The organism is Halopseudomonas yangmingensis, assembly GCF_900114825.1.
Taxonomy (GTDB): Bacteria; Pseudomonadota; Gammaproteobacteria; order Pseudomonadales; family Pseudomonadaceae; genus Halopseudomonas; species Halopseudomonas yangmingensis.
On record NZ_FOUI01000005.1, the window covers coordinates 96,126 to 115,530 of the forward strand.

Below are 19,405 nucleotides of genomic sequence, written 5' to 3' on the forward strand. Positions count from 1 at the left end.
TCAATTCCGCACTTGCTACAGCGCCTGCAGCTTGGCGTAGGCGACCATCAGCCATTTGCTGCCTTCGCTGTCGAAGTTGACCTGTATGCGTGCCTGGGCGCCCTGGCCTTCGTAGTTCAGGACCACGCCTTCGCCAAACAGGCTGTGCATGACTCGCTGGCCCAGGGCGAAGCCGCCGCTGGCGGCGGCCTGTTCAGCTTCGGCGCGGAACAGGTTGTGGCGTGGGCCAAACGGGCGGCTGACCTGGTTGCCGAGGCGCACCTCGCGGATCAGCTCGCTGGGGATCTCGCGCACGAAGCGCGACAGCTTGTTGAAGGTTTCATTGCCGTACAGGCGACGGGTTTCCGCCCAGGTGATCACCAGCTGGCGCATCGCGCGGGTGATGCCGACATAGGCCAGTCGACGCTCCTCCTCCAGACGGCCGGGTTCCTCCAGGCTCATCTTGTGCGGGAACAGGCCCTCCTCGACGCCGGCGATAAACACCAGCGGGAACTCCAGACCCTTGGCGCTGTGCAGGGTCATCAGCTGCACGCTGTCCTCGAACGGATCGGCCTGAGTGTCGCCGGCCTCCAGCGAGGCATGCGCGAGGAACGCCAGCAGGGTGCTACCGAGCTCTTCCTGTTCGGCCTGATCGTTCTCGAAGGCGCGTGCGGCGGATACCAGTTCCTCAAGGTTTTCCACCCGGGTCTGGCCCTTGTCGCCCTTTTCCTGTTCATGAAAGCGCAGCAGGCCGCTGTGTTCGATCACCTGTTGGGTCATGCTGTACAACGGCAGGCCCTCGACCCGCGCAGCGAGTTCCTCGACCAACTGCAGGAATCCGTGCACCGCATTCGCCGCCCGGCCCGGCAGCCCCTTGCAGTCGAGCAGATCGCAGGCGGCCTGCCACAGCGATACATTGCTGGCGCGCGCCTGTTCGCGCAGGGCTTCGACGGTCTTGTCGCCAATGCCACGAGTCGGCAGGTTGATGATGCGCTCCAGCGCGCCATCGTCGTTGCGGTTGGCCACCAGCCGCAGGTAGGCCATGGCGTTCTTGATTTCGGCGCGCTCGAAAAAGCGCTGCCCGCCATAGATGCGGTAGGGAATCGCGGCGCGCAGCAGGGCCTCTTCGAGTACCCGTGACTGCGCGTTGGAGCGGTACAGGATGGCGATCTCGCGGCGCGCCATGCCGTCGCCAATCGCCTGTTCGATGCGCTCGACGATGTAGCGCGCCTCGTCCTGTTCATTGAAACCGGCGTACAGGGCAATCGGCTCACCCTCGTCATCCTCGGTCCACAGCTGTTTGCCGAGACGCCCGGCGTTGTTGTCGATCAGCGCGTTGGCAGCCTTGAGGATGGTCGCGGTGGAGCGGTAGTTCTGCTCCAGGCGAATCAGTTCGGCGCTGGGGTAGTCGCGCTGGAACTGCTGGATGTTCTCGATGCGTGCGCCCCGCCAGCCATAGATCGACTGGTCGTCGTCACCGACCACCATCAGGCTCGGGTTGTCGCCGGCTATCAGCCGCAACCAGGCGTACTGCACGGCATTGGTGTCCTGGAACTCGTCGACCAGCAGGTGCCGGAAGCGTGCCTGGTACTGTGCGCGCAGCCCGGCATTGTCGCGCCACAGCTCCAGCGAGCGCAGCAGCAGTTCGGCAAAGTCGACCACCCCGGCACGCGCGCAGGCCTGTTCGTAGGCCTCGTAGAGGCGCTGCATGGTGGTCAGGTACAGGTCGCCGGCGGCCTGGATGTGTTTCGGCCGCAGGCCTTCGTCCTTCTGCGCGTTGATCCACCACTGCACCTGACGCGGCGCCCACTGGTTCTCGTCCAGCCCCAGCTCGCGCAGCAGACGCTTGATCAGCCGCTGCTGGTCGTCGCTGTCGAGGATCTGGAACTGCTCGACCAGACCGGCCTCGCGCCAGTGGGCGCGCAGCAGCCGATGGGCCAGACCGTGGAAGGTGCCAATCCACATGCCCTGCGGGGAAATGCCAAGCATCTGTTCGATACGCTGGCGCATTTCATGGGCGGCCTTGTTGGTGAAGGTCACCGACAGGATGCTCCAGGGCGAAGCCTGTTCCACCTGCACCAGCCAGGCGATGCGGTGTACCAGAACGCGGGTCTTGCCGGAGCCGGCGCCAGCCAGTACCAGTTGCTGCCCGGTGCTGGCGGTGACCGCCTGGCGCTGGGCATCATTGAGCGAGTCGAGCAGGTGTGAAATATCCATCGGCGCATTCTAGCAGCGACCGGACGGTCGTCGGCAAAATTGACCGAAATGGGTGAAGCGCCGCGATTCTGACAACTTTTTGCAGCGCGCCACTGTGCGCTCCCGGCAGGATGGTGATATTGTCATTGGCCCGCTCCGGATGGCCAACAAGGCTGTTCCAGAGCGGCTGACGCCATATAAAACAATGAGCGCACTGCGCAACCGGGGGAAACAGGTCGTCATGACGTCATTCGATTCGGGGCTGCTGTCAAAGCCTCGGGCTCCAAGCAGAACCAGTACTCGCGATTACCTGTTCCAGCACGCCCGCCTGCCCGAAGCCCTGCTGCTGGTTGGCGGTACTGTGATAGCTCTCCTGGTTTTTCCCTATGTGTCAGCCTGGCTGCTGACTGGCTGGCTGGGGTTGCTGCTGGGGCTGTTGCTGGCCCGCCATGTCCTGGTCAATGCCTATCAGCGCAGCCCCGCCGACGCGCGTCGCAAGGCGCTCTGGATGCGACTGTTGCTGGCCGGTAATCTATGCAGCGGCCTCGCACTGGCCATGGTGCACCTGTTACTGGTACCGATCGACAGCTTTGCCCTGCAGGCACCAGCCTATGCCATCACAACCGGCATCAGCCTGTGTATTGCGGTGGTGTATGCCAGCCATTATTCGGTCTTTCTCGCATTTGCCCTGCCTGCCTGGCTGCCGGCAACCCTTTATCTGCTCTTCCAGAATGATCCAAGCAGCCCCTACTGGGCATTGATGGGGATTACCGTTTTCGGCTGCCTGTTGTTGGCAGTAGCCTTTATCAACCGTGCCTCCCGCGCGGTAAACCGTTCCCGACTTCGTAATGAGGCGCTGCTGCAGCGCCTGGAACAGGCCCGCCTGCAAGCCGAGCAGCTAAATAGCCGGCTGGCAGCCGAAGTCGGACAGCGCCGCGAGGCAGAACAACAATTGCGCCACAACCATGACCAACTGGAACAGCGGGTTCGTCAGCGTACCGCTGAGCTCGAACGCGCCAGCCAGGCCCTGAGCGCCAGCAAGGCGCAACTGGAACTGGCACTGGATGCCAGCGAGCTGGGCCTGTGGGACTGGAACCTGCAGACCGACCAGGTGTTCCACTCGCACCTGGAGGCCATCTTCGGGCTGCCTTCAGATAGCGTTATCAGTATGCGGGACGATCTCAATCCACGCATCCATCCGGATGACTTCGCCCTGGTAAGACATACGCTGATTGCACACATGAAGGGACGCACCAGTACGTACCGTATTGAATACCGGGTACGCCATGCCGATGGCCACTGGGTATGGATCGAGGATACCGGGCGCGCGGTGGAATGGAATGCCCAGGGGCGTGTATTGCGCATGACCGGCACCCGGCGCGACATTTCCGTCCTGCATGCACGCCAGGAAGCCGACCGTCTGGCCGCCACTGTATTCAACACCACGGCTGAAGGCATCTTTGTACTGGACACGCAGTTGCAGATCCTGACCGTGAACCAGGCCTTCTGCCGCATCACCGGCTTCAGCAGTGAACAGGTAGCCGGGCACCCGTTATCTGCCATTTTCAGCGACCCTGACTACCTGAGGGCTCTGCAAGGGGCCGTGTCGCAGCTGCAGGCGCAGGACAGCTGGCAGGACGAACTGCAGGCCCCGCACCATGACGGCCACCACTATCCGCAGTGGCTTCAGCTGCGTGCCGTGCGCAACAGCGAGGGACGTTTGGCGCAGGTGGTAGGCTTTTTCCTCGACCTGACCGACCGCATGCAGACCGAAGAACAGCTGCGCCAACTGGCCAATTATGACTCACTGACCCGACTGGCCAATCGCAGCCTGTTTACCCGACGACTGCAGGATGCCGTTCAGCGGGCCGGCCAGCGCCAGCAGACACTGGCGATCCTTCACCTGAATCTGGATCGCTTCAAACTAATCAATGAAACCCTTGGGCACGAACTGGCGGACCAGCTGCTCGCGGAAACCGGCACCCGCTTGCTCAACAGCCTGCCACAGGCACACACACTGGCACGTCTGGCCGCCGACGAATTTGTCATCATGCTTGAGCAGCCGGCATCCACCGAACAGCTTTCCGCGCTTGCCCGACATCTGCTGCATGAATTGCACTGCCCGCTGCAGATGGGCGGCCAGGAATTGATGATTACTGCCTCGATCGGGATCAGTCTGTACCCCCTCCCCGCTGCTGATGCAGGCCTGCTGATGACTCAGGCCAGTCTGGCCATGCAGCATGCCAAGCGACAGGGCGGCAATACCTTTGCCTTCTTCAGCGAGGCCATGCAGGCGCGCAGCCTGGAACGCCTGCAACTGGAAAACCAGCTACGCCGGGCGCTGCAGGAAGACCAGTTGGTGGTGCACTTTCAACCCCGCCTGCGACTGTCCGACCAGCGCCTGTGCGCCGCCGAGGCACTGGTGCGCTGGCAGCATCCGCAGCAGGGACTGCTGCTGCCGGGCGTCTTTATCGACATTGCCGAACAGACCGGCATGATCATCAGCCTTGGCGAACAGGTGCTGCAACAGGCCTGCCGACTGGCCAGCGCCTGGCAGCAACAAGGGCTTGAAGGTGTCGGGGTATCGGTAAACCTGTCGGTACAGCAACTGCGTCAGTCCGGTTTTGCCGATCAGGTCGCGGCCTGCCTGAACCGCAGCGGCCTGCCTGCCAGCTTGCTGGAACTGGAACTGACCGAAAGCATGCTGATGGAGCAGCTACCTGCCATCGCCAGCAATATCAATGCACTCAAGGCCATGGGTGTACGGTTGGCCGTGGATGACTTCGGCACCGGTTATTCGTCGCTGGCCTATCTCAAGCGCTTCCCGATCGACACCCTGAAAATCGACCGCGCCTTTGTTGCCGAACTCCAGCATGGCGAAGAGGACCGCGCCATTGTCCGCGCGATCATTCTCATGGCGCAAAGCCTCAAACTCGAGGTTGTGGCAGAAGGTGTCGAACACGCAGGGCAACTGGAATTGTTACGCCAGTTCGGTTGCGACGAGATCCAGGGATTTCTCTACAGCCGCGCAATACCGGTGGAGCAATTAGTGGAACTGCAGGGCTGCCCGGCCTTTTAAGACTCGCGCCGATCCAGCCAATCATGACCGTAACGCTCCAGCAAGCTGTCGGCAGCCTCCGGGCCCCAACTGCCGGCGGCATAGCGTTTGGGTGAACGATAGCAATCCTGCCAGCCACGGATGATCGGATCGACCCAGCGCCAGGCTGCGGCTATCTCGTCGCGGCGCATGAACAGCGTGGCGTCGCCCTCGATCACATCCAGCAGCAAACGCTCGTAGGCATCCCAGCGCCGCCGCCGAAACGCCTCGGCCAGGTTCAGGTCCAGCTCCACCTCCTGCAACGCCATGCCGCGCCCCGGCGCCTTGGCCATCAGCGACAGGCTGATATCCTCCTGTGGTTGCAGACCTATCACCAGCCGGTTGTGTGCCGGGGCCCGACCATCACTGGCAAACAGCCTGTGCGGCACCGGCTTGAACTGAATGACGATTTCCGACTTGCGATGCGCCAGCGCCTTGCCGGTCCGCAGATAGAAGGGCACCCCGCTCCAGCGCCAGTTGTCGATCTCGGCGCGCAGGGCAACGAAGGTCTCGGTATTGCTGTCGTGATCGACGCTTTTCTCGAAATAGTAGGCCGGCAGGCGCTCGCTGGCGCGCTCACCGTCGGCGTACTGGCCACGCACTGTCTGGTCCTGCACATCCATGCCGGTAATCGGGCGCAATGCCTCGAGGATCTTCAGCTTCTCGTTGCGCACCGCCTCTGCACCAAAATGCACCGGGGCTTCCATCGCCACCAGACAGAGCAACTGCAACAGGTGATTCTGCAGCATGTCGCGCATCGCCCCGGCCTGGTCATAGTAGGCGCCGCGGTTCTCCACCCCGACGGTCTCCAGCACGCTGATCTGCACATGCTCGATATGCGCATTGCGCCACAGCGGCTCGAACAGCGCGTTGCCGAAGCGCAGCGCCAGCAGGTTCTGTACCGCCTCCTTGCCCAGGTAATGGTCAATGCGAAACACCTGCGATTCATCGCACACCGCGGCAATCCGCTGATTGATTCGCTCGGCACTCTGCCCGCTGGAGCCCAGCGGCTTTTCCAGCACGATGCGCGTTTGCGCGTCGATCAGCCCGGCGGCGCCGAGGTGCTCGGCGGTGGCAGCAAACAGCTCCGGCAGGGTCGCCAGATAGAACACCCGCACCCGCCCATCGGCCTGCCCGAGCGCGTTGGCCAGCCTGGGGAACTCCACCCGCTGACTGACATCCAGACTCAGGTAATCAATCCGCTCGGCAAACGCCTGCCAGCTGGCCTGATCGAAATCCCCCGGTGCCACATGCTGGCTGACGTGGCGCTGCACCAGCCGACGGTAGCTGCTGCTGTCATGCCGGGCCCGGGCCAGCGCCAGAATGCGGCTTTGCGGATGCAGGTTGCCATCGCGCTGCAGGTAATACAGCGCTGGCAGCAGCTTGCGCATGGCCAGGTCACCGGTGCCACCCATGACGACCAGATCGCAGGGCAGGCGGGCATGTGCGGGCACGACGTCTCTCCTTGGCGGGGCATTGCGGGAAGATATGTAGTATAACTACAAGACATTTCAACGGTTCGACTCGCAGACTACCAGAAGCCAACGTGAACCTGCTCCAGCATATTGCCGATCACCGCCAGACATTGCGCCGCTCTGAACTCAAGGTGGCTGACCATGTGCTGGCCCACGCCGCCCAGGTAATGCACTCCTCGATGGCCGAACTGGCCCGCGAGGTGGGTGTCAGCGAGCCGACCATAGTGCGCTTCTGCCGCGCCATCGGCTGTGGCGGCTTTCAGGACCTCAAGCTGCGGCTGGCACAGAGCCTGGCCGGCGGTGCCAGCTTCGGCCAGTTCGCCATCAGCGAGGGGGACAACGTCGCCCAGCTGTCGCAGAAGATCTTCGATGCCACCCTGGCAACCCTGATGGACGTGCGCAGCCGTCTGGATGCCACGGTGCTGGAGCAGGCGATTGAGGCGCTGGCGGCGGCGCGGCGCGTGGAGTTCTACGGTTTTGGCGCCTCCGGCGCGGTGGCCAGTGACGCCCAGCACAAGTTCTTCCGCCTGCTGGTATCCACCGCCGCCTATTCCGATCCGCACATGCAGGCAATGTCAGCGGTCACCCTGGGGCCACAGGATGTGGCCGTGGCGATCTCACAGACCGGACGCACCAAGGACCTGCTGCATTCGGCCACGCTGGTGGTGGAAAGCGGCGCCACGCTGATCAGCCTGTGCCCCAGCCATACGCCACTGGCCGATCTGGCCGGCGTGCACATAGCCATTGATGTGCCGGAAGACACCGACATCTATACCCCGCTGTCCTCGCGGATTGCCCATCTGGTGGTGATCGACGTGCTGGCGATGGGCATGGCGATGCGCCGTGGCCCGGAGCTGGTCAGCCACCTGAAGAGCGTCAAGCGCAGCCTGCGCGGGCTGCGCCTGTCACACAAGGCCGGCCAGCGCAGCCACGAACCGCAGGAGTAATCGAATGCCACTGGCGATGGCCAAACACATACTGGTGAAAACCGAGGCCGAGGCCGCCGCGCTGAAGAAGCGTCTGGCCGCCGGCGAGGCCTTTGACCTGTTGGCGCGCAAGTATTCGTTGTGCCCGTCGAAGAAACGCGGCGGCGATCTGGGCGAGGTGCGCCCCGGCCAGATGGTCCGGGCAATTGAGCAGGTCATCTTCAAAAAACCGCTGAAAACCGTGCATGGGCCGGTAAAAAGCAGCTTTGGCTGGCACCTGGTGCAGGTCTACTACCGCGATAACTGAACATGCATAGCCCAAGCCTGCCGCATGAGCGGCGCAATATTGCCATTCTGGCGGCCTGCCAGATCCTGCAGATGCTGTCATCGATCACCGTGATGACCCTCAGCGGCGTGGTCGGCCTGCAGCTCGGGCCAGAGCCGGCGCTGGCGACCCTGCCAATTGCGCTGATGATGCTCGGCACCCTGGCCGCCACGCTGCCGGCCTCGCTGCTGATGAAGCGTCTGGGGCGGCGCCGCGGTTTTATCCTCGGCGCGCTGCTCGGCGGCGTTGGTGGTGGCCTGCTGAGTGTCACCGGGGTTGCCCTGAATGCCTTTGCGCTGTTCTGTGCCGGCAACCTGCTGCTTGGTATCTATCAGGCGTTTGCCATGTACTACCGCTTTGCCGCCGCCGAAGCCGCCAGTCTGCCACGGCGCAGCCGGGCCATCGCCTGGGTGCTGGCGGGCGGCGTGGCGGCAGCCTTTCTCGGGCCCTGGAATGCCAGCCTGACCAACCACTGGCTGATCGGCCTGCCAAATGCCGCGCCCTATCTGATCATCGCCCTGGCGGCGCTGCTGGCCAGCGGCCTGCTGCTGCAGTTGCGCCTGCCGGACAGCACCAGCACTGCCAGCGCCGAGACCGAACGGCCACTGCGGCTGATTGTCAGGCAGCCGACCTTTGTGCTGGCGCTGGCGGCGGCGGCGATTGCCTATGCGATCATGATGCTGGTGATGACTGCCACCCCGCTGGCGATGCGCGCACGTGGCTTCGGCATGCCGGAGGTGGCGCTGGTGATGCAGTGGCACGTGCTCGGCATGTTTGCCCCGTCATTCTTCAGCGGCATCCTGCTGGCACGGCTGGGCATTCTGCGGCTGTTGCTGCTCGGCTGTCTGCTGCTGGCCGGCTGCAGTCTGGTGGCGCTGCTCGGCGACAGCCTCGGGCACTTCTGGCTGGCGCTGGTGCTGCTGGGCATCGGCTGGAACTTCCTGTTTGTCGGCGGCAGCACCCTGCTGACCACGGTGCACCGCGACAGTGAGCGCGGCAAGGTGCAGGGGGTCAACGATCTGAGCATTTTCAGCCTGGTGGCGATTGGCTCGCTGCTGGCCGGCAGCCTGCTGCACTGGCTGGGCTGGAGCGGTCTGAATCTGGCGATGCTGCCGCTGATTGCCGGGCTGGCCGTGCTGGCGCTATGGCAGGCCTGGCTCAAACGCGTCGACCGCTGAGCAGAAGCGACTGTCAGGCGCGACGTCCAGCCGTTACAATGCGCGCCCTTTGCCATTCCCGATACAGGTTCCCCGCGTGATCTCCACCGCCAATATCACCATGCAGTTCGGCGCCAAGCCGCTGTTCGAAAACGTCTCGGTCAAATTTGCCAACGGCAACCGCTACGGCCTGATCGGCGCCAACGGCTGCGGCAAGTCGACCTTTATGAAAATCCTTGGCGGCGAGCTGGAGCCCTCCGCCGGGCAGGTGATGCTGGAACCCAATGTACGCCTCGGCAAGCTGCGGCAGGACCAGTTCGCCTATGAGGAGCACCGGGTGCTGGACACCGTGATCATGGGCCATGCGGAACTGTGGAAGGTGCATGCCGAACGCGAGCGCATCTATTCGCTGGCGGAGATGAGCGAAGAGGACGGCATGCGGGTCGCCGAACTGGAGACCGAATACGCCGAACTGGACGGCTACACCGCCGAATCCCGTGCCGGCGAGCTGCTGCTGGGCCTGGGCATTCCGCTGGAGCAGCACCAGGGGCCGATGAGCGAGGTGGCGCCCGGCTGGAAGCTGCGCGTGCTGCTGGCCCAGGCGCTGTTCTCCGACCCCGATGTGCTGCTGCTGGACGAACCGACCAACCACCTGGACATCAACACCATCCGCTGGCTGGAAGACGTGCTGACCGCGCGCAGCAGCACCATGATCATCATTTCCCACGACCGCCACTTCCTCAACAGCGTGTGCACGCACATGGCCGATCTGGACTACGGCGAGCTGCGCCTGTTCCCCGGCAACTACGACGAGTACATGACCGCCGCCACCCAGGCGCGCGAGCGGCTGCTGTCGGACAACGCCAAGAAGAAGGCGCAGATTGCCGAGCTGCAAACCTTTGTCAGCCGCTTCTCGGCCAACGCCTCCAAGGCCAAGCAGGCCACCAGCCGCGCCAGGCAGATCGACAAGATCCAGCTGGAAGAGGTCAAGCCGTCGAGCCGGGTCAGCCCGTTCATCCGCTTCGAGCAGTTCAAGAAGCTGCACCGTCAGGCGGTGACCCTGGAGAATGTCAGCCAGGGCTTTGACGGCAACCTGCTGTTCAGCGGCCTCAGCCTGCAGGTCGAGGCCGGCGAACGGGTGGCAATCATTGGCCCCAACGGCATCGGCAAGACCACCCTGCTGCGCACCCTGGTCGGCGAGATGCCGCCCGTCTCCGGCGCGGTTAAGTGGGCGGAAAGTGCCGATATCGGCTATTTCGCCCAGGACCATGCCGACGACTTCAAGGCCGACTGCACGCTGTTCGAGTGGATGGCGCAGTGGACCCAGGGCGGCGAGCAGCTGGTGCGCGGCACCCTCGGGCGCATGCTGTTCTCGAATGACGAGATCGGCAAGTCGGTGAAGGTAATCTCCGGGGGTGAACAGGGCCGCATGCTGTTCGGCAAGCTGATCCTGCAGAAGGCCAACGTGATGCTGATGGACGAGCCGACCAACCACCTCGACATGGAGTCCATCGAGGCGCTCAACCTGGCGCTGGAGAACTACCCCGGCACACTGATTTTCGTCAGTCATGACCGCGAGTTCGTCAGCTCACTGGCAACCCGCATCATCGAGCTGTCGGCCAACGGCGTGACCGACTTCTCCGGCAGCTACGACGATTACCTGCGCAGTCAGGGCGTGCTGGTCTGAAGCTCAGACCAGTCAGCGTCCCTGTCGCACTTGCCGATGCTGGTCCCGTGATTCAGCCCAGCATGGGCTGAATCCAGCGGCCAGTAAAATCGCCATCCAGTAGCAGCCAGTCAGCCCAGAATGCCTGATGCACCAGCACTATCAGCCAAAAAGCAGCCTGATAACTGACCTTGCGCGTCTTGTGCCGAAGCAACTGCTGGGCCACCAGCGCACCAGGCCAGCCACACAACAGCTCACTGAGGTGCAGAAGGTTTTCCGGAGTCCGCCAACGGCCGTTCAGGGCATGCTGCTTGTCCGACCAATACAGCAAAAAACAGATAATACTGGCGAACACATAGAGCAGCAGCGGCCAGATCTGCCGGTATTCAACCAGCAAGTGCACCCCGCCAGCCAGCGGCAGCCCACAGAGCAAAATAAATAATGCCAGCTTGACTGGCAGATTCTGTATGCCTCCAGACACCGATGCCCTGACATGCCTGCGCACCGGCACTGGTCTTGGCGCGGATTCACGCCTGGCTTGCGCAATCGGCTTGCGGCGAATTGCCGGCCGATCCACGCTCAACTGCTCACTGCGCATATGCAAGGCACGCGGACGCCCGTTGTCATCAGTCCCGGGCACATAGAAAACTACCTCGCCCACCTGTGGCCGGGCAGCGCCACGCATGGCCGAAATGTGCACAAAAAGCCGCGCACCACCCTGATCGGGCTGGATAAAGCCAAAGCCCTTGTCATCATTCCAGCTGTGCAATTTGCCGCGCTGTTCCATCCATTGACCCCTTGTGCCAGTCCAGGCTGGCAATTCTGCGCCACCCCCCTGAATGGCTCAAGACCGTAAAAATGTCATGACCGTGTCACGCAGGCTTCATCGATGGACACCAGCATGGATGCAACCGCAAGGCCACCCATCAGACGGAGGAAACCACCGTGATCATGGATGCTGATGAAACCCTGGATACCGCTGCCAACAGTGTTCGCCGTGAACGCCAGCGCCAGCAGGACAAGAAGCGCATGGCGTTCCGCCGGGCGATTGAAGAGTACCGTGCCAGCCAGGCGCTGCAGGCCCAGTGCTGCGACTACCCGGAGCTGCTCGGTGGCGCCTATGCCGGGCACCAGCGCCGGGCACGCTGACTCAGCGAGCTGGGGGCGTAAAGGGCGCGGCAATCCGGCGGATCTGTTCGCGCTCCTCGCGCAGCCAGGCGAGAAACGCCTGGGCCACCGGACTCAGGCGCTTGCCACGCGCGTGCACCGCACACCAGCTGCGGTACAACGGCAATTCGGCAAACCCCAGCCGCACCAGCTCACCGCTGCGCAGCCAGGGCGCCGCCGCATGCTCGGTCAGCAGGGCCACGCCGAGACCGGCCAACGCGCCGTGCAGCAATGCTTCACTGGAGCCCAGTTGCAGCAGCTGCTGCGGATGTACCCGCTGTTGCTGCAGAAATTCGTCGCAGGCCTTGCGCGTGCCCGAGCCCTGTTCGCGCTGCAGCAGCACCTGCGTTTCCAGTTCCTTGAGCGACAGCCCCGGCTGGCCTGCCAGTGGGTGCTCCGGCCTTGCCACGGCAATGATCGGGTTATTCAGGAACGGGAAGAACTCCAGCGCCCGGTCCTCCGGCACCAGCGCCATCAGCACCACGTCGTCACGGTTGTCCTGCAGGCGCTGGATCACCTGGGCGCGGCGGGTCACCTCCAGACGGAAACTGACCTCCGGGTGGCGTGCGCGGAAGGCCGCCAGCAGGTGCGGGGTGAGGTACTGGATGCTGCTCACCACCGCCAGCCGCAGTTCACCGCGCAGATTGCCCTGCAGATTGGACAGCTGCATGTCGAGGTTTTCGAGGCGGGCGAAAATGTCCTCACTGGCCTGCAGCAGGTCATGCGCTGCCTCGGTCAGATAGAGCTTCTTGCCGACGTACTCGAACAGCGGCTGGCCGACCAGTTCCTCGAGCTGACGAATCTGCTGGCTGACCGCCGGCTGGGTCAGTGCCATCTCCTCGGCGGCGCGGCTGTAGGACAGGCTGTCACACACCGCCCGGAACACCTGCAACTGGCGCAGGGTCATTCGCATCAGGGTCTTGCGCATGCTGGTCTATCCTTTTTCAGTGCATGCCGGGGCTGGCGTGCGGTGCTGACTGACGCATGGATTGTCGTCAATCATAATTATTTGCTTATACCTGATCCAATTATTATTCATTTCACATGATGATCTGCCAGGCGTAGCTTGGTGACACCCGATCACCACCACGAGGAAACGGACGTGATCAAGAAAATTCTCATTGCCAACCGTGGCGAAATTGCCGTTCGCATCATCCGCGCCTGCGCGGAAATGGGCATTCGCTCGGTGGCCGTGTATACCGATCCGGACCGCTGGGCACTGCATGTCAAACGCGCCGACGAGGCCTACAACATCGGCAGCGACCCGCTGGCCTGCTATCTGAACCCGCGCCAGCTGGTCAATCTGGCGGTGGAAACCGGCTGCGATGCGCTGCATCCGGGTTACGGCTTTCTCTCGGAGAACGCCGAACTGGCAAGAATCTGCGCCGAGCGCGGCATCCGCTTTATCGGTCCGAGCGCCGAGGTGATCAGCCGCATGGGCGACAAGACCGAGGCGCGTCGCAGCATGATTGCCGCCGGCGTGCCGGTCACCCCCGGCACCGAGGGCAATCTGGCCGATCTGCATGAGGCACTGGCCGAAGCCGCACGCATCGGTTATCCGGTGATGCTCAAGGCCACCTCCGGCGGTGGCGGGCGCGGTATCCGCCGTTGCAACTCGCAGGCCGAGCTGGAGCAGGCCTGGCCACGGGTGATTTCCGAGGCAACCAAAGCCTTCGGCAGCGCCGATGTGTTTCTGGAAAAGTGCATCGTCAATCCGAAGCATATCGAGGCGCAGATCCTCGCTGACAGCCACGGCAACGTGGTGCACCTGTTCGAGCGTGACTGTTCGATCCAGCGGCGCAACCAGAAGCTCATCGAGATAGCCCCGAGCCCGCAGCTGACCCCGGAGCAGCGCGCCTATATCGGCGATCTGGCGGTGCGTGCGGCGCAGGCGGTGGGCTACGAGAACGCCGGCACCGTGGAGTTTCTGCTGGCCGAGGGCGAGGTGTATTTCATGGAGATGAACACCCGCGTGCAGGTCGAGCACACCATCAGCGAGCAGATCACCGGTATCGACATCGTCCGCGAGCAGATCCGCATCGCCGCCGGCCTGCCGCTGTCGTTCGGCCAGGAGGATGTGCGCCATCGCGGCTTTGCGATCCAGTTCCGCATCAATGCCGAAGACCCGAAAAACGGCTTTCTGCCGTCGTTCGGCAAGATCACCCGTTACTACGCCCCCGGCGGCCCCGGTGTGCGCGTGGATACCGCGATCTACACCGGCTACAGCATTCCGCCGCACTTCGACTCCATGTGCCTGAAGCTGATTGTCTGGGCGCTGACCTGGGAAGAGGCACTGGAACGCGGCCTGCGCGCGCTGGATGACATGCGCCTGCAGGGGGTGAAGACCACCGCCGCCTATTACCAGGAGATCCTGCGCAACCCCGAGTTCCGCAGCGGGGTATTCGACACCAGCTTTGTCGAGAACCACCCGGAGCTGCTGAACTACTCGATCAAACGCAAGCCGGAAGAACTGGCGCTGGCGATTGCCACCGCCCTCGCCGCCCACGCCGGACTTTAAGGAACGACCCGATGAACAGCCCACGCAAAATCACCGTCACCGATACCATCCTGCGCGATGCCCACCAGTCGCTGCTGGCCACCCGTCTGCGTACCGAGGACATGCTGCCGATCTGCCCGCAGCTGGATCAGGTCGGCTACTGGTCGCTGGAGGTGTGGGGCGGCGCGACCTTCGACGCCTGCCTGCGCTTTCTCAAGGAAGACCCCTGGGAGCGCCTGCGCCAGCTGCGCGCCGCACTGCCGAATACCCGCCTGCAGATGCTGCTGCGCGGACAGAACCTGCTCGGCTACCGGCACTACAGCGACGATGTGGTGGAAGCCTTCGTCAGCAAGGCGGCAGCCAACGGCATCGATGTATTCCGCATCTTTGATGCGATGAATGATGTGCGCAACCTGCGCACCGCAATTGCCGCCGTGAAAGCCGCTGGCAAGCATGCCCAGGGCACCATCGCCTACACCACCAGCCCGGTGCACACGGTCGAGGCCTTTGTCGCCCAGGGCAAGGCCATGGCCGAACTGGGGGTCGACTCGATCGCCATCAAGGACATGGCCGGCCTGCTCACACCCTTCGCCACCGCCGAGCTGGTGCGCGGGCTGAAGGCCGAGCTGTCACTGCCGGTATTCATCCACTCGCATGACACCGCCGGCATGGCCAGCATGTGCCAGCTGAAAGCCATCGAGGCCGGCGCCGACCATATCGACACCGCCATCGGCAGCATGGCCTGGGGCACCAGCCATGCCGGTACCGAATCCATGGTCGCCGCGCTCAAGGGTACGCCCTACGACACCGGACTGGACCTTGAGCTGATCCAGCAGATCAGCCTATACTTCCATGGGGTGCGCAAGAAGTACCACCAGTTCGAAAGCGAGTTCACCGGGGTGGATACCCGGGTACAGGTCAACCAGGTGCCCGGTGGCATGATGTCCAACCTGGCCAACCAGCTGCGCGAGCAGGGTGCGCTGAACCGTATCCAGGAAGTCTTCGAGGAGATTCCACGCGTACGCGCCGACCTCGGCTACCCGCCGCTGGTCACCCCGACCTCGCAGATCGTCGGCACCCAGGCGGTTTTCAACGTGCTGGCCGGCGAGCGCTACAAGACCATCACCAACGAGGTGAAGCTGTACCTGCAGGGCCGCTATGGCCAGGCCCCCGGCCAGGTCAACGAGGATCTGCGGCGCCAGGCCATCGGCCACGAGGCGGTGATCGAGGTACGTCCGGCCGATCTGCTGAAGCCGGAAATGCAGCGCCTGCGTGACGAGATCGGCAGTCTGGCCAGCAGTGAAGAGGACGTGCTGAGTTTCGCCATGTTCCCGGATATCGGGCGCAGCTTCCTCGAACAGCGCGCCGCCGGCACCCTGGTCCCCGAAGCCCTGCAGCCGGCACCGGGCAGCAGCGCCAAGCCGCATACCGACGAGGGCGCACCGACCGAGTTTGTCATCGACGTGCACGGCGAAAGCTACCGGGTCGAGATCACCGGCGTCAGTGTCAAGAATGACGGCAAGCGGCATTTCTACCTGAGCCTCGACGGCATGCCCGAGGAAGCGGTGTTCGAGCCACTGAACAGCTTCGCCGGCGGCGCCGGCAGCCAGCGCCGTCAGGCCAGCCATCCCGGGCACGTCACCACCAGCATGCCGGCCAACGTGGTCGAGGTACTGGTCAAGGTCGGCGACAGCGTCAAGGCCGGCCAGCCGGTGCTGGTCAGCGAGGCGATGAAGATGGAAAGCGAAATCCAGGCCGCCATCGACGGCACGGTCAAGGCGGTGCATGTGGGCAAGGGCGACCGGGTCAACCCGGGCGAAATCCTGGTGGAAATCGAGTAACGCCGCTGGAGGCTGACCATGGGGCTGGATCCTGTCGTACTGTTTTTCATCTTTGGCTTGTTTGCCGGGCTGGTCAAAAGCGAACTGAAACTGCCGCCCGGGTTGTACGACACGCTGTCGATGATCCTGCTGCTGGCGATTGGCCTGCACGGCGGCGTCGAACTGGCCGCGCAGGCCAGCCCGGCGCTGATCGGTCAGGCGCTGGGGGTCATGCTGATGGGCATCCTGCTGCCACTGGTGGCCTTCCCGGTGTTACGGCTATTGCGTTTCGGCCGCATTGATGCGGCCAGTATCGCCGCACACTACGGCTCGGTGAGCGCGGCAACCTTTGCCGTGGTGATTGCCTACCTGCTGTCCCGCGAGATTTTTTTCGAAAGCTATATGCCGCTGTTCGTTGCGGTACTGGAAATTCCGGCAATCATCGTCGGCATCCTGCTGGCCAAGGGTGTCAGCCGCAACACCGACTGGAAGGCACTCAGCCACGAGGTATTCTTCGGCAAGAGCATCATGCTGCTGCTCGGTGGCCTGGTGATCGGTGTACTGGCTGGCAAGCAGGCAATCGCCCCGCTGGAGCCGCTGTACACCAGCATGTTCAAGCCGGTGCTGGCGTTCTTCCTGCTGGAAATGGGACTGATCGCCTCGCGCCATCTGGGCAGCCTGCGCAACACCGGCCTGCGACTGGCCGGGTTTGCCCTGCTGTTTCCGCTGTTCGGCGCGCTGGTTGGTGCCCTGCTGGGCGACATCATGGGGCTCTCGGTGGGTGGCATTACCGTGCTCGCCACCCTGGCCGCCAGCGGCTCCTATATCGCGGTGCCGGCGGCCATGCGTCTGGCCCTGCCGGAGGCCAACCCGGCACTCTCGCTGACCGCATCACTGGGCATTACCTTCCCGTTCAATATACTGTTCGGGATCCCCCTGTACCTGTCGCTGGCCGAATGGCTGGCGGCCTGAGGAGCCTGAGATGAACCACCCGACCCGCACCCTGCTGACGCTGATTTGCGAAGCTGCCCTGCAAAACCGCCTGGTCAAGGACCTGGAGCAGCTCGGCGCACCCGGCTGGACCCTCTCGGATGCCCGCGGCAGCGGCAGCCGCGGGGTACGCAGCGCCGGCTGGGACAACGATGGCAATATTCGCGTGGAGGTGATCTGCAACCGCGAGCTTGCAGAGCGGATTGCCGGCCATGTGCAGGAACGCTACTACGACAACTTCGCCATGATTTGCTGGCTGAGTGACGTTGAGGTACTGCGGGCCGGCAAGTTCTGAGCAGTACCGATTGACCACAGGCATTGGGCTGCGACGTATTTGCCGGTATAATCGCGCGCTTGTCCATTCCCGGTGGCGGCCATTGCCGCAACCGATTCGCCAAGCCACGCCAGTTCCGCTGACGTGGCTTGTTGGTTTTTATCGCCCCCGGCGACCGAACGCGAGGCACTGAACAGATGAGCGCACTGGTAGGCGTGATCATGGGCTCCAAATCCGACTGGTCGACCATGAGTCATGCGGTCGATATGCTCGAGCAGCTGGGCATTCCCCACGAGGTCAAGGTGGTCTCCGCCCACCGCACACCGGATCTGCTGTTCCAGTATGCCGAGCAGGCCGCCGCTCGCGGCATCGAGGTAATCATTGCCGGCGCCGGCGGTGCCGCGCACCTGCCGGGCATGTGTGCCGCCAAGACTCACCTGCCTGTGCTTGGTGTGCCGGTACAGTCGTCAATGCTGTCCGGGGTCGATTCACTGCTGTCGATCGTGCAAATGCCCGGCGGCATACCGGTGGCCACCCTGGCGATCGGCAAGGCCGGGGCGATCAATGCCGCGCTGCTGTCAGCGAGCATTCTCGGTGGCAAGCATCCGCACTACCATGAGGCCCTGCAGGCCTTCCGCGCACGCCAGACCGACAGCGTGCTGGACAATCCGGATCCGCGTCAGCCCTGAGGAATACAGCATGAAGATCGGCGTCATCGGTGGTGGTCAACTCGGACGCATGCTGGCCCTGGCCGGCACCCCGCTGGGGCAGCAGTTCGCCTTCCTCGATCCGGCCCCGGATGCCTGCGCCCAAGCCCTGGGTGAACACATCCGCGCCGACTACGACGACCACGAGCACCTGCGCCGACTGGCCGACGAGGTGGATGTGGTGACCTTCGAGTTCGAGAGCGTACCCGCCGAGACCGTGGCCTTCCTGTCGCAGTTCGTGCCGGTCTATCCAAACGCCGAGGCGCTGCGGATTGCCCGGGACCGCTGGTTCGAGAAGTCGCTGTTCCGCGAACTGGGCATCCCCACCCCGGCGTTTGCCGACATCCAGTCGCAGGACAGCCTGGACACAGCGGTCAAGCACATCGGCCTGCCGGCGGTACTGAAAACCCGCACCCTGGGCTATGACGGCAAGGGCCAGAAGGTCCTGCGGCAACCCGAGGATGTGCGCGGCGCCTTTGCCGAGCTGGGCAGCGTACCCTGCATCCTCGAGGGCTTTGTGCCATTCACTGGTGAAGTCTCGCTGATTGCCGTGCGCGCCCGCGATGGCCAGACCCGTTTCTATCCGCTGGTACACAATACCCATATCAACGGCATCCTAAGCCTGTCGGTGGCCAGCAGCGCGCATCCTCTGCAGGCACTGGCCGAGGACTATGTCGGCCGGGTGCTGGACAAGCTGGAGTATGTCGGCGTGCTGGCCTTCGAGTTCTTCGAGGTGGATGGCGGCCTGAAGGCCAACGAGATCGCGCCGCGGGTTCACAACTCCGGGCACTGGACCATCGAAGGCGCCGAGTGCAGCCAGTTCGAGAACCACCTGCGGGCCATTGCCGGCCTGCCGCTGGGCTCCACCGCCCGGGTCGGTGAAAGCGCCATGCTCAACCTGATCGGCAGCGTGCCGCCGGTCGAGCAGGTCACTGCCATCGCCGACTGCCACCTGCATCACTATGGCAAGGCCTTCAAGGCAGGTCGCAAGGTCGGCCATGCGACCCTGCGCTGCCACGATGCCAGCACATTGCGATCACGCATTGCCGAACTGCAGAGCCTGATCAATACTGCCTGAAGTTGATTGCCGGCGTCACAGGATGTGCTGAAGGCCGTTAGGGTTTATCGG

The 19,405-nt window shown here is 63.5% G+C and carries 16 protein-coding genes; 12 read left to right on the forward strand and 4 right to left on the reverse strand.

Annotated elements, in window-relative coordinates:
• Nucleotides 1–15: 15 nt before the first annotated feature.
• Complete coding sequence (gene uvrD, locus BMZ23_RS06830; RefSeq protein WP_093474516.1) at nucleotides 16–2,196, reverse strand: DNA helicase II; 2,181 nt, start codon at nucleotides 2,194–2,196, stop codon at nucleotides 16–18.
• A gap of 220 nt (nucleotides 2,197–2,416) precedes the next feature.
• On the opposite strand from uvrD, the gene BMZ23_RS06835 reads away from it, so the two are divergent.
• Nucleotides 2,417–5,254: a putative bifunctional diguanylate cyclase/phosphodiesterase gene (locus BMZ23_RS06835; RefSeq protein WP_177197239.1), complete on the forward strand. Its 2,838-nt coding sequence runs from the start codon at nucleotides 2,417–2,419 to the stop codon at nucleotides 5,252–5,254.
• On the opposite strand, the gene zwf is transcribed toward BMZ23_RS06835, so the two are convergent.
• Nucleotides 5,251–6,726: a glucose-6-phosphate dehydrogenase gene (gene zwf / locus BMZ23_RS06840; RefSeq protein WP_281242309.1), complete on the reverse strand. Its 1,476-nt coding sequence runs from the start codon at nucleotides 6,724–6,726 to the stop codon at nucleotides 5,251–5,253. The two genes, BMZ23_RS06835 and zwf, sit on opposite strands and share 4 nt — an antisense overlap.
• Before the next feature lie 92 nt (nucleotides 6,727–6,818).
• Here zwf and hexR point away from each other — a divergent pair, with 92 nt between their 5' ends.
• From hexR to BMZ23_RS06860, 4 genes are all read left to right on the forward strand, one after another.
• Nucleotides 6,819–7,694: a transcriptional regulator HexR gene (gene hexR, locus BMZ23_RS06845; RefSeq protein ID WP_093474520.1), complete on the forward strand. Its 876-nt coding sequence runs from the start codon at nucleotides 6,819–6,821 to the stop codon at nucleotides 7,692–7,694.
• 4 nt (nucleotides 7,695–7,698) lie between these two features.
• Nucleotides 7,699–7,980, forward strand: a complete 282-nt coding sequence (locus tag BMZ23_RS06850; protein ID WP_093474522.1) for a peptidylprolyl isomerase — start codon at nucleotides 7,699–7,701, stop codon at nucleotides 7,978–7,980.
• Between the two features lie 2 nt (nucleotides 7,981–7,982).
• A complete protein-coding gene (locus BMZ23_RS06855) occupies nucleotides 7,983–9,176 on the forward strand; it encodes an MFS transporter (RefSeq protein WP_093474525.1) in 1,194 nt (397 codons plus the stop codon).
• A 76-nt stretch (nucleotides 9,177–9,252) separates the two neighbouring features.
• Nucleotides 9,253–10,842: an ABC-F family ATPase gene (locus BMZ23_RS06860; RefSeq protein WP_093474527.1), complete on the forward strand. Its 1,590-nt coding sequence runs from the start codon at nucleotides 9,253–9,255 to the stop codon at nucleotides 10,840–10,842.
• A gap of 52 nt (nucleotides 10,843–10,894) precedes the next feature.
• On the opposite strand, the gene BMZ23_RS06865 is transcribed toward BMZ23_RS06860, so the two are convergent.
• Entirely contained in the window at nucleotides 10,895–11,608 is a 714-nt protein-coding gene (locus tag BMZ23_RS06865; protein WP_093474529.1) for a DUF1294 domain-containing protein, read from the reverse strand.
• A 158-nt stretch (nucleotides 11,609–11,766) separates the two neighbouring features.
• Here BMZ23_RS06865 and BMZ23_RS06870 point away from each other — a divergent pair, with 158 nt between their 5' ends.
• The gene (locus BMZ23_RS06870) at nucleotides 11,767–11,970 is read left to right on the forward strand and encodes a PA3496 family putative envelope integrity protein (RefSeq protein ID WP_093474532.1); all 204 of its coding nucleotides are present in this window, start codon (nucleotides 11,767–11,769) and stop codon (nucleotides 11,968–11,970) included.
• A 1-nt stretch (nucleotide 11,971) separates the two neighbouring features.
• On the opposite strand, the gene BMZ23_RS06875 is transcribed toward BMZ23_RS06870, so the two are convergent.
• On the reverse strand, nucleotides 11,972–12,916 hold the full coding sequence (locus BMZ23_RS06875; RefSeq protein ID WP_093474534.1) for a LysR family transcriptional regulator: 945 nt from the start codon (nucleotides 12,914–12,916) through the stop codon (nucleotides 11,972–11,974).
• A gap of 174 nt (nucleotides 12,917–13,090) precedes the next feature.
• Between BMZ23_RS06875 and BMZ23_RS06880 the strand changes: the two genes are divergently transcribed.
• From BMZ23_RS06880 to BMZ23_RS06905, 6 genes are all read left to right on the forward strand, one after another.
• The gene (locus BMZ23_RS06880) at nucleotides 13,091–14,506 is read left to right on the forward strand and encodes an acetyl-CoA carboxylase biotin carboxylase subunit (RefSeq protein WP_093474536.1); all 1,416 of its coding nucleotides are present in this window, start codon (nucleotides 13,091–13,093) and stop codon (nucleotides 14,504–14,506) included.
• 11 nt (nucleotides 14,507–14,517) lie between these two features.
• Nucleotides 14,518–16,326 (forward strand): sodium-extruding oxaloacetate decarboxylase subunit alpha, encoded by a 1,809-nt coding sequence (oadA, locus tag BMZ23_RS06885; protein WP_093474538.1) that lies wholly within the window; start codon nucleotides 14,518–14,520, stop codon nucleotides 16,324–16,326.
• A gap of 18 nt (nucleotides 16,327–16,344) precedes the next feature.
• Nucleotides 16,345–17,277: a sodium-dependent bicarbonate transport family permease gene (locus BMZ23_RS06890; protein WP_093474540.1), complete on the forward strand. Its 933-nt coding sequence runs from the start codon at nucleotides 16,345–16,347 to the stop codon at nucleotides 17,275–17,277.
• A gap of 10 nt (nucleotides 17,278–17,287) precedes the next feature.
• Nucleotides 17,288–17,590, forward strand: a complete 303-nt coding sequence (locus tag BMZ23_RS06895; RefSeq protein WP_093474543.1) for a DUF3240 family protein — start codon at nucleotides 17,288–17,290, stop codon at nucleotides 17,588–17,590.
• Nucleotides 17,591–17,766: 176 nt separating this feature from the next.
• A complete protein-coding gene (gene purE / locus BMZ23_RS06900) occupies nucleotides 17,767–18,258 on the forward strand; it encodes a 5-(carboxyamino)imidazole ribonucleotide mutase (protein ID WP_093474546.1) in 492 nt (163 codons plus the stop codon).
• Nucleotides 18,259–18,268: 10 nt separating this feature from the next.
• Nucleotides 18,269–19,354, forward strand: a complete 1,086-nt coding sequence (locus tag BMZ23_RS06905; RefSeq protein ID WP_093474549.1) for a 5-(carboxyamino)imidazole ribonucleotide synthase — start codon at nucleotides 18,269–18,271, stop codon at nucleotides 19,352–19,354.
• Nucleotides 19,355–19,405: the final 51 nt, after the last annotated feature.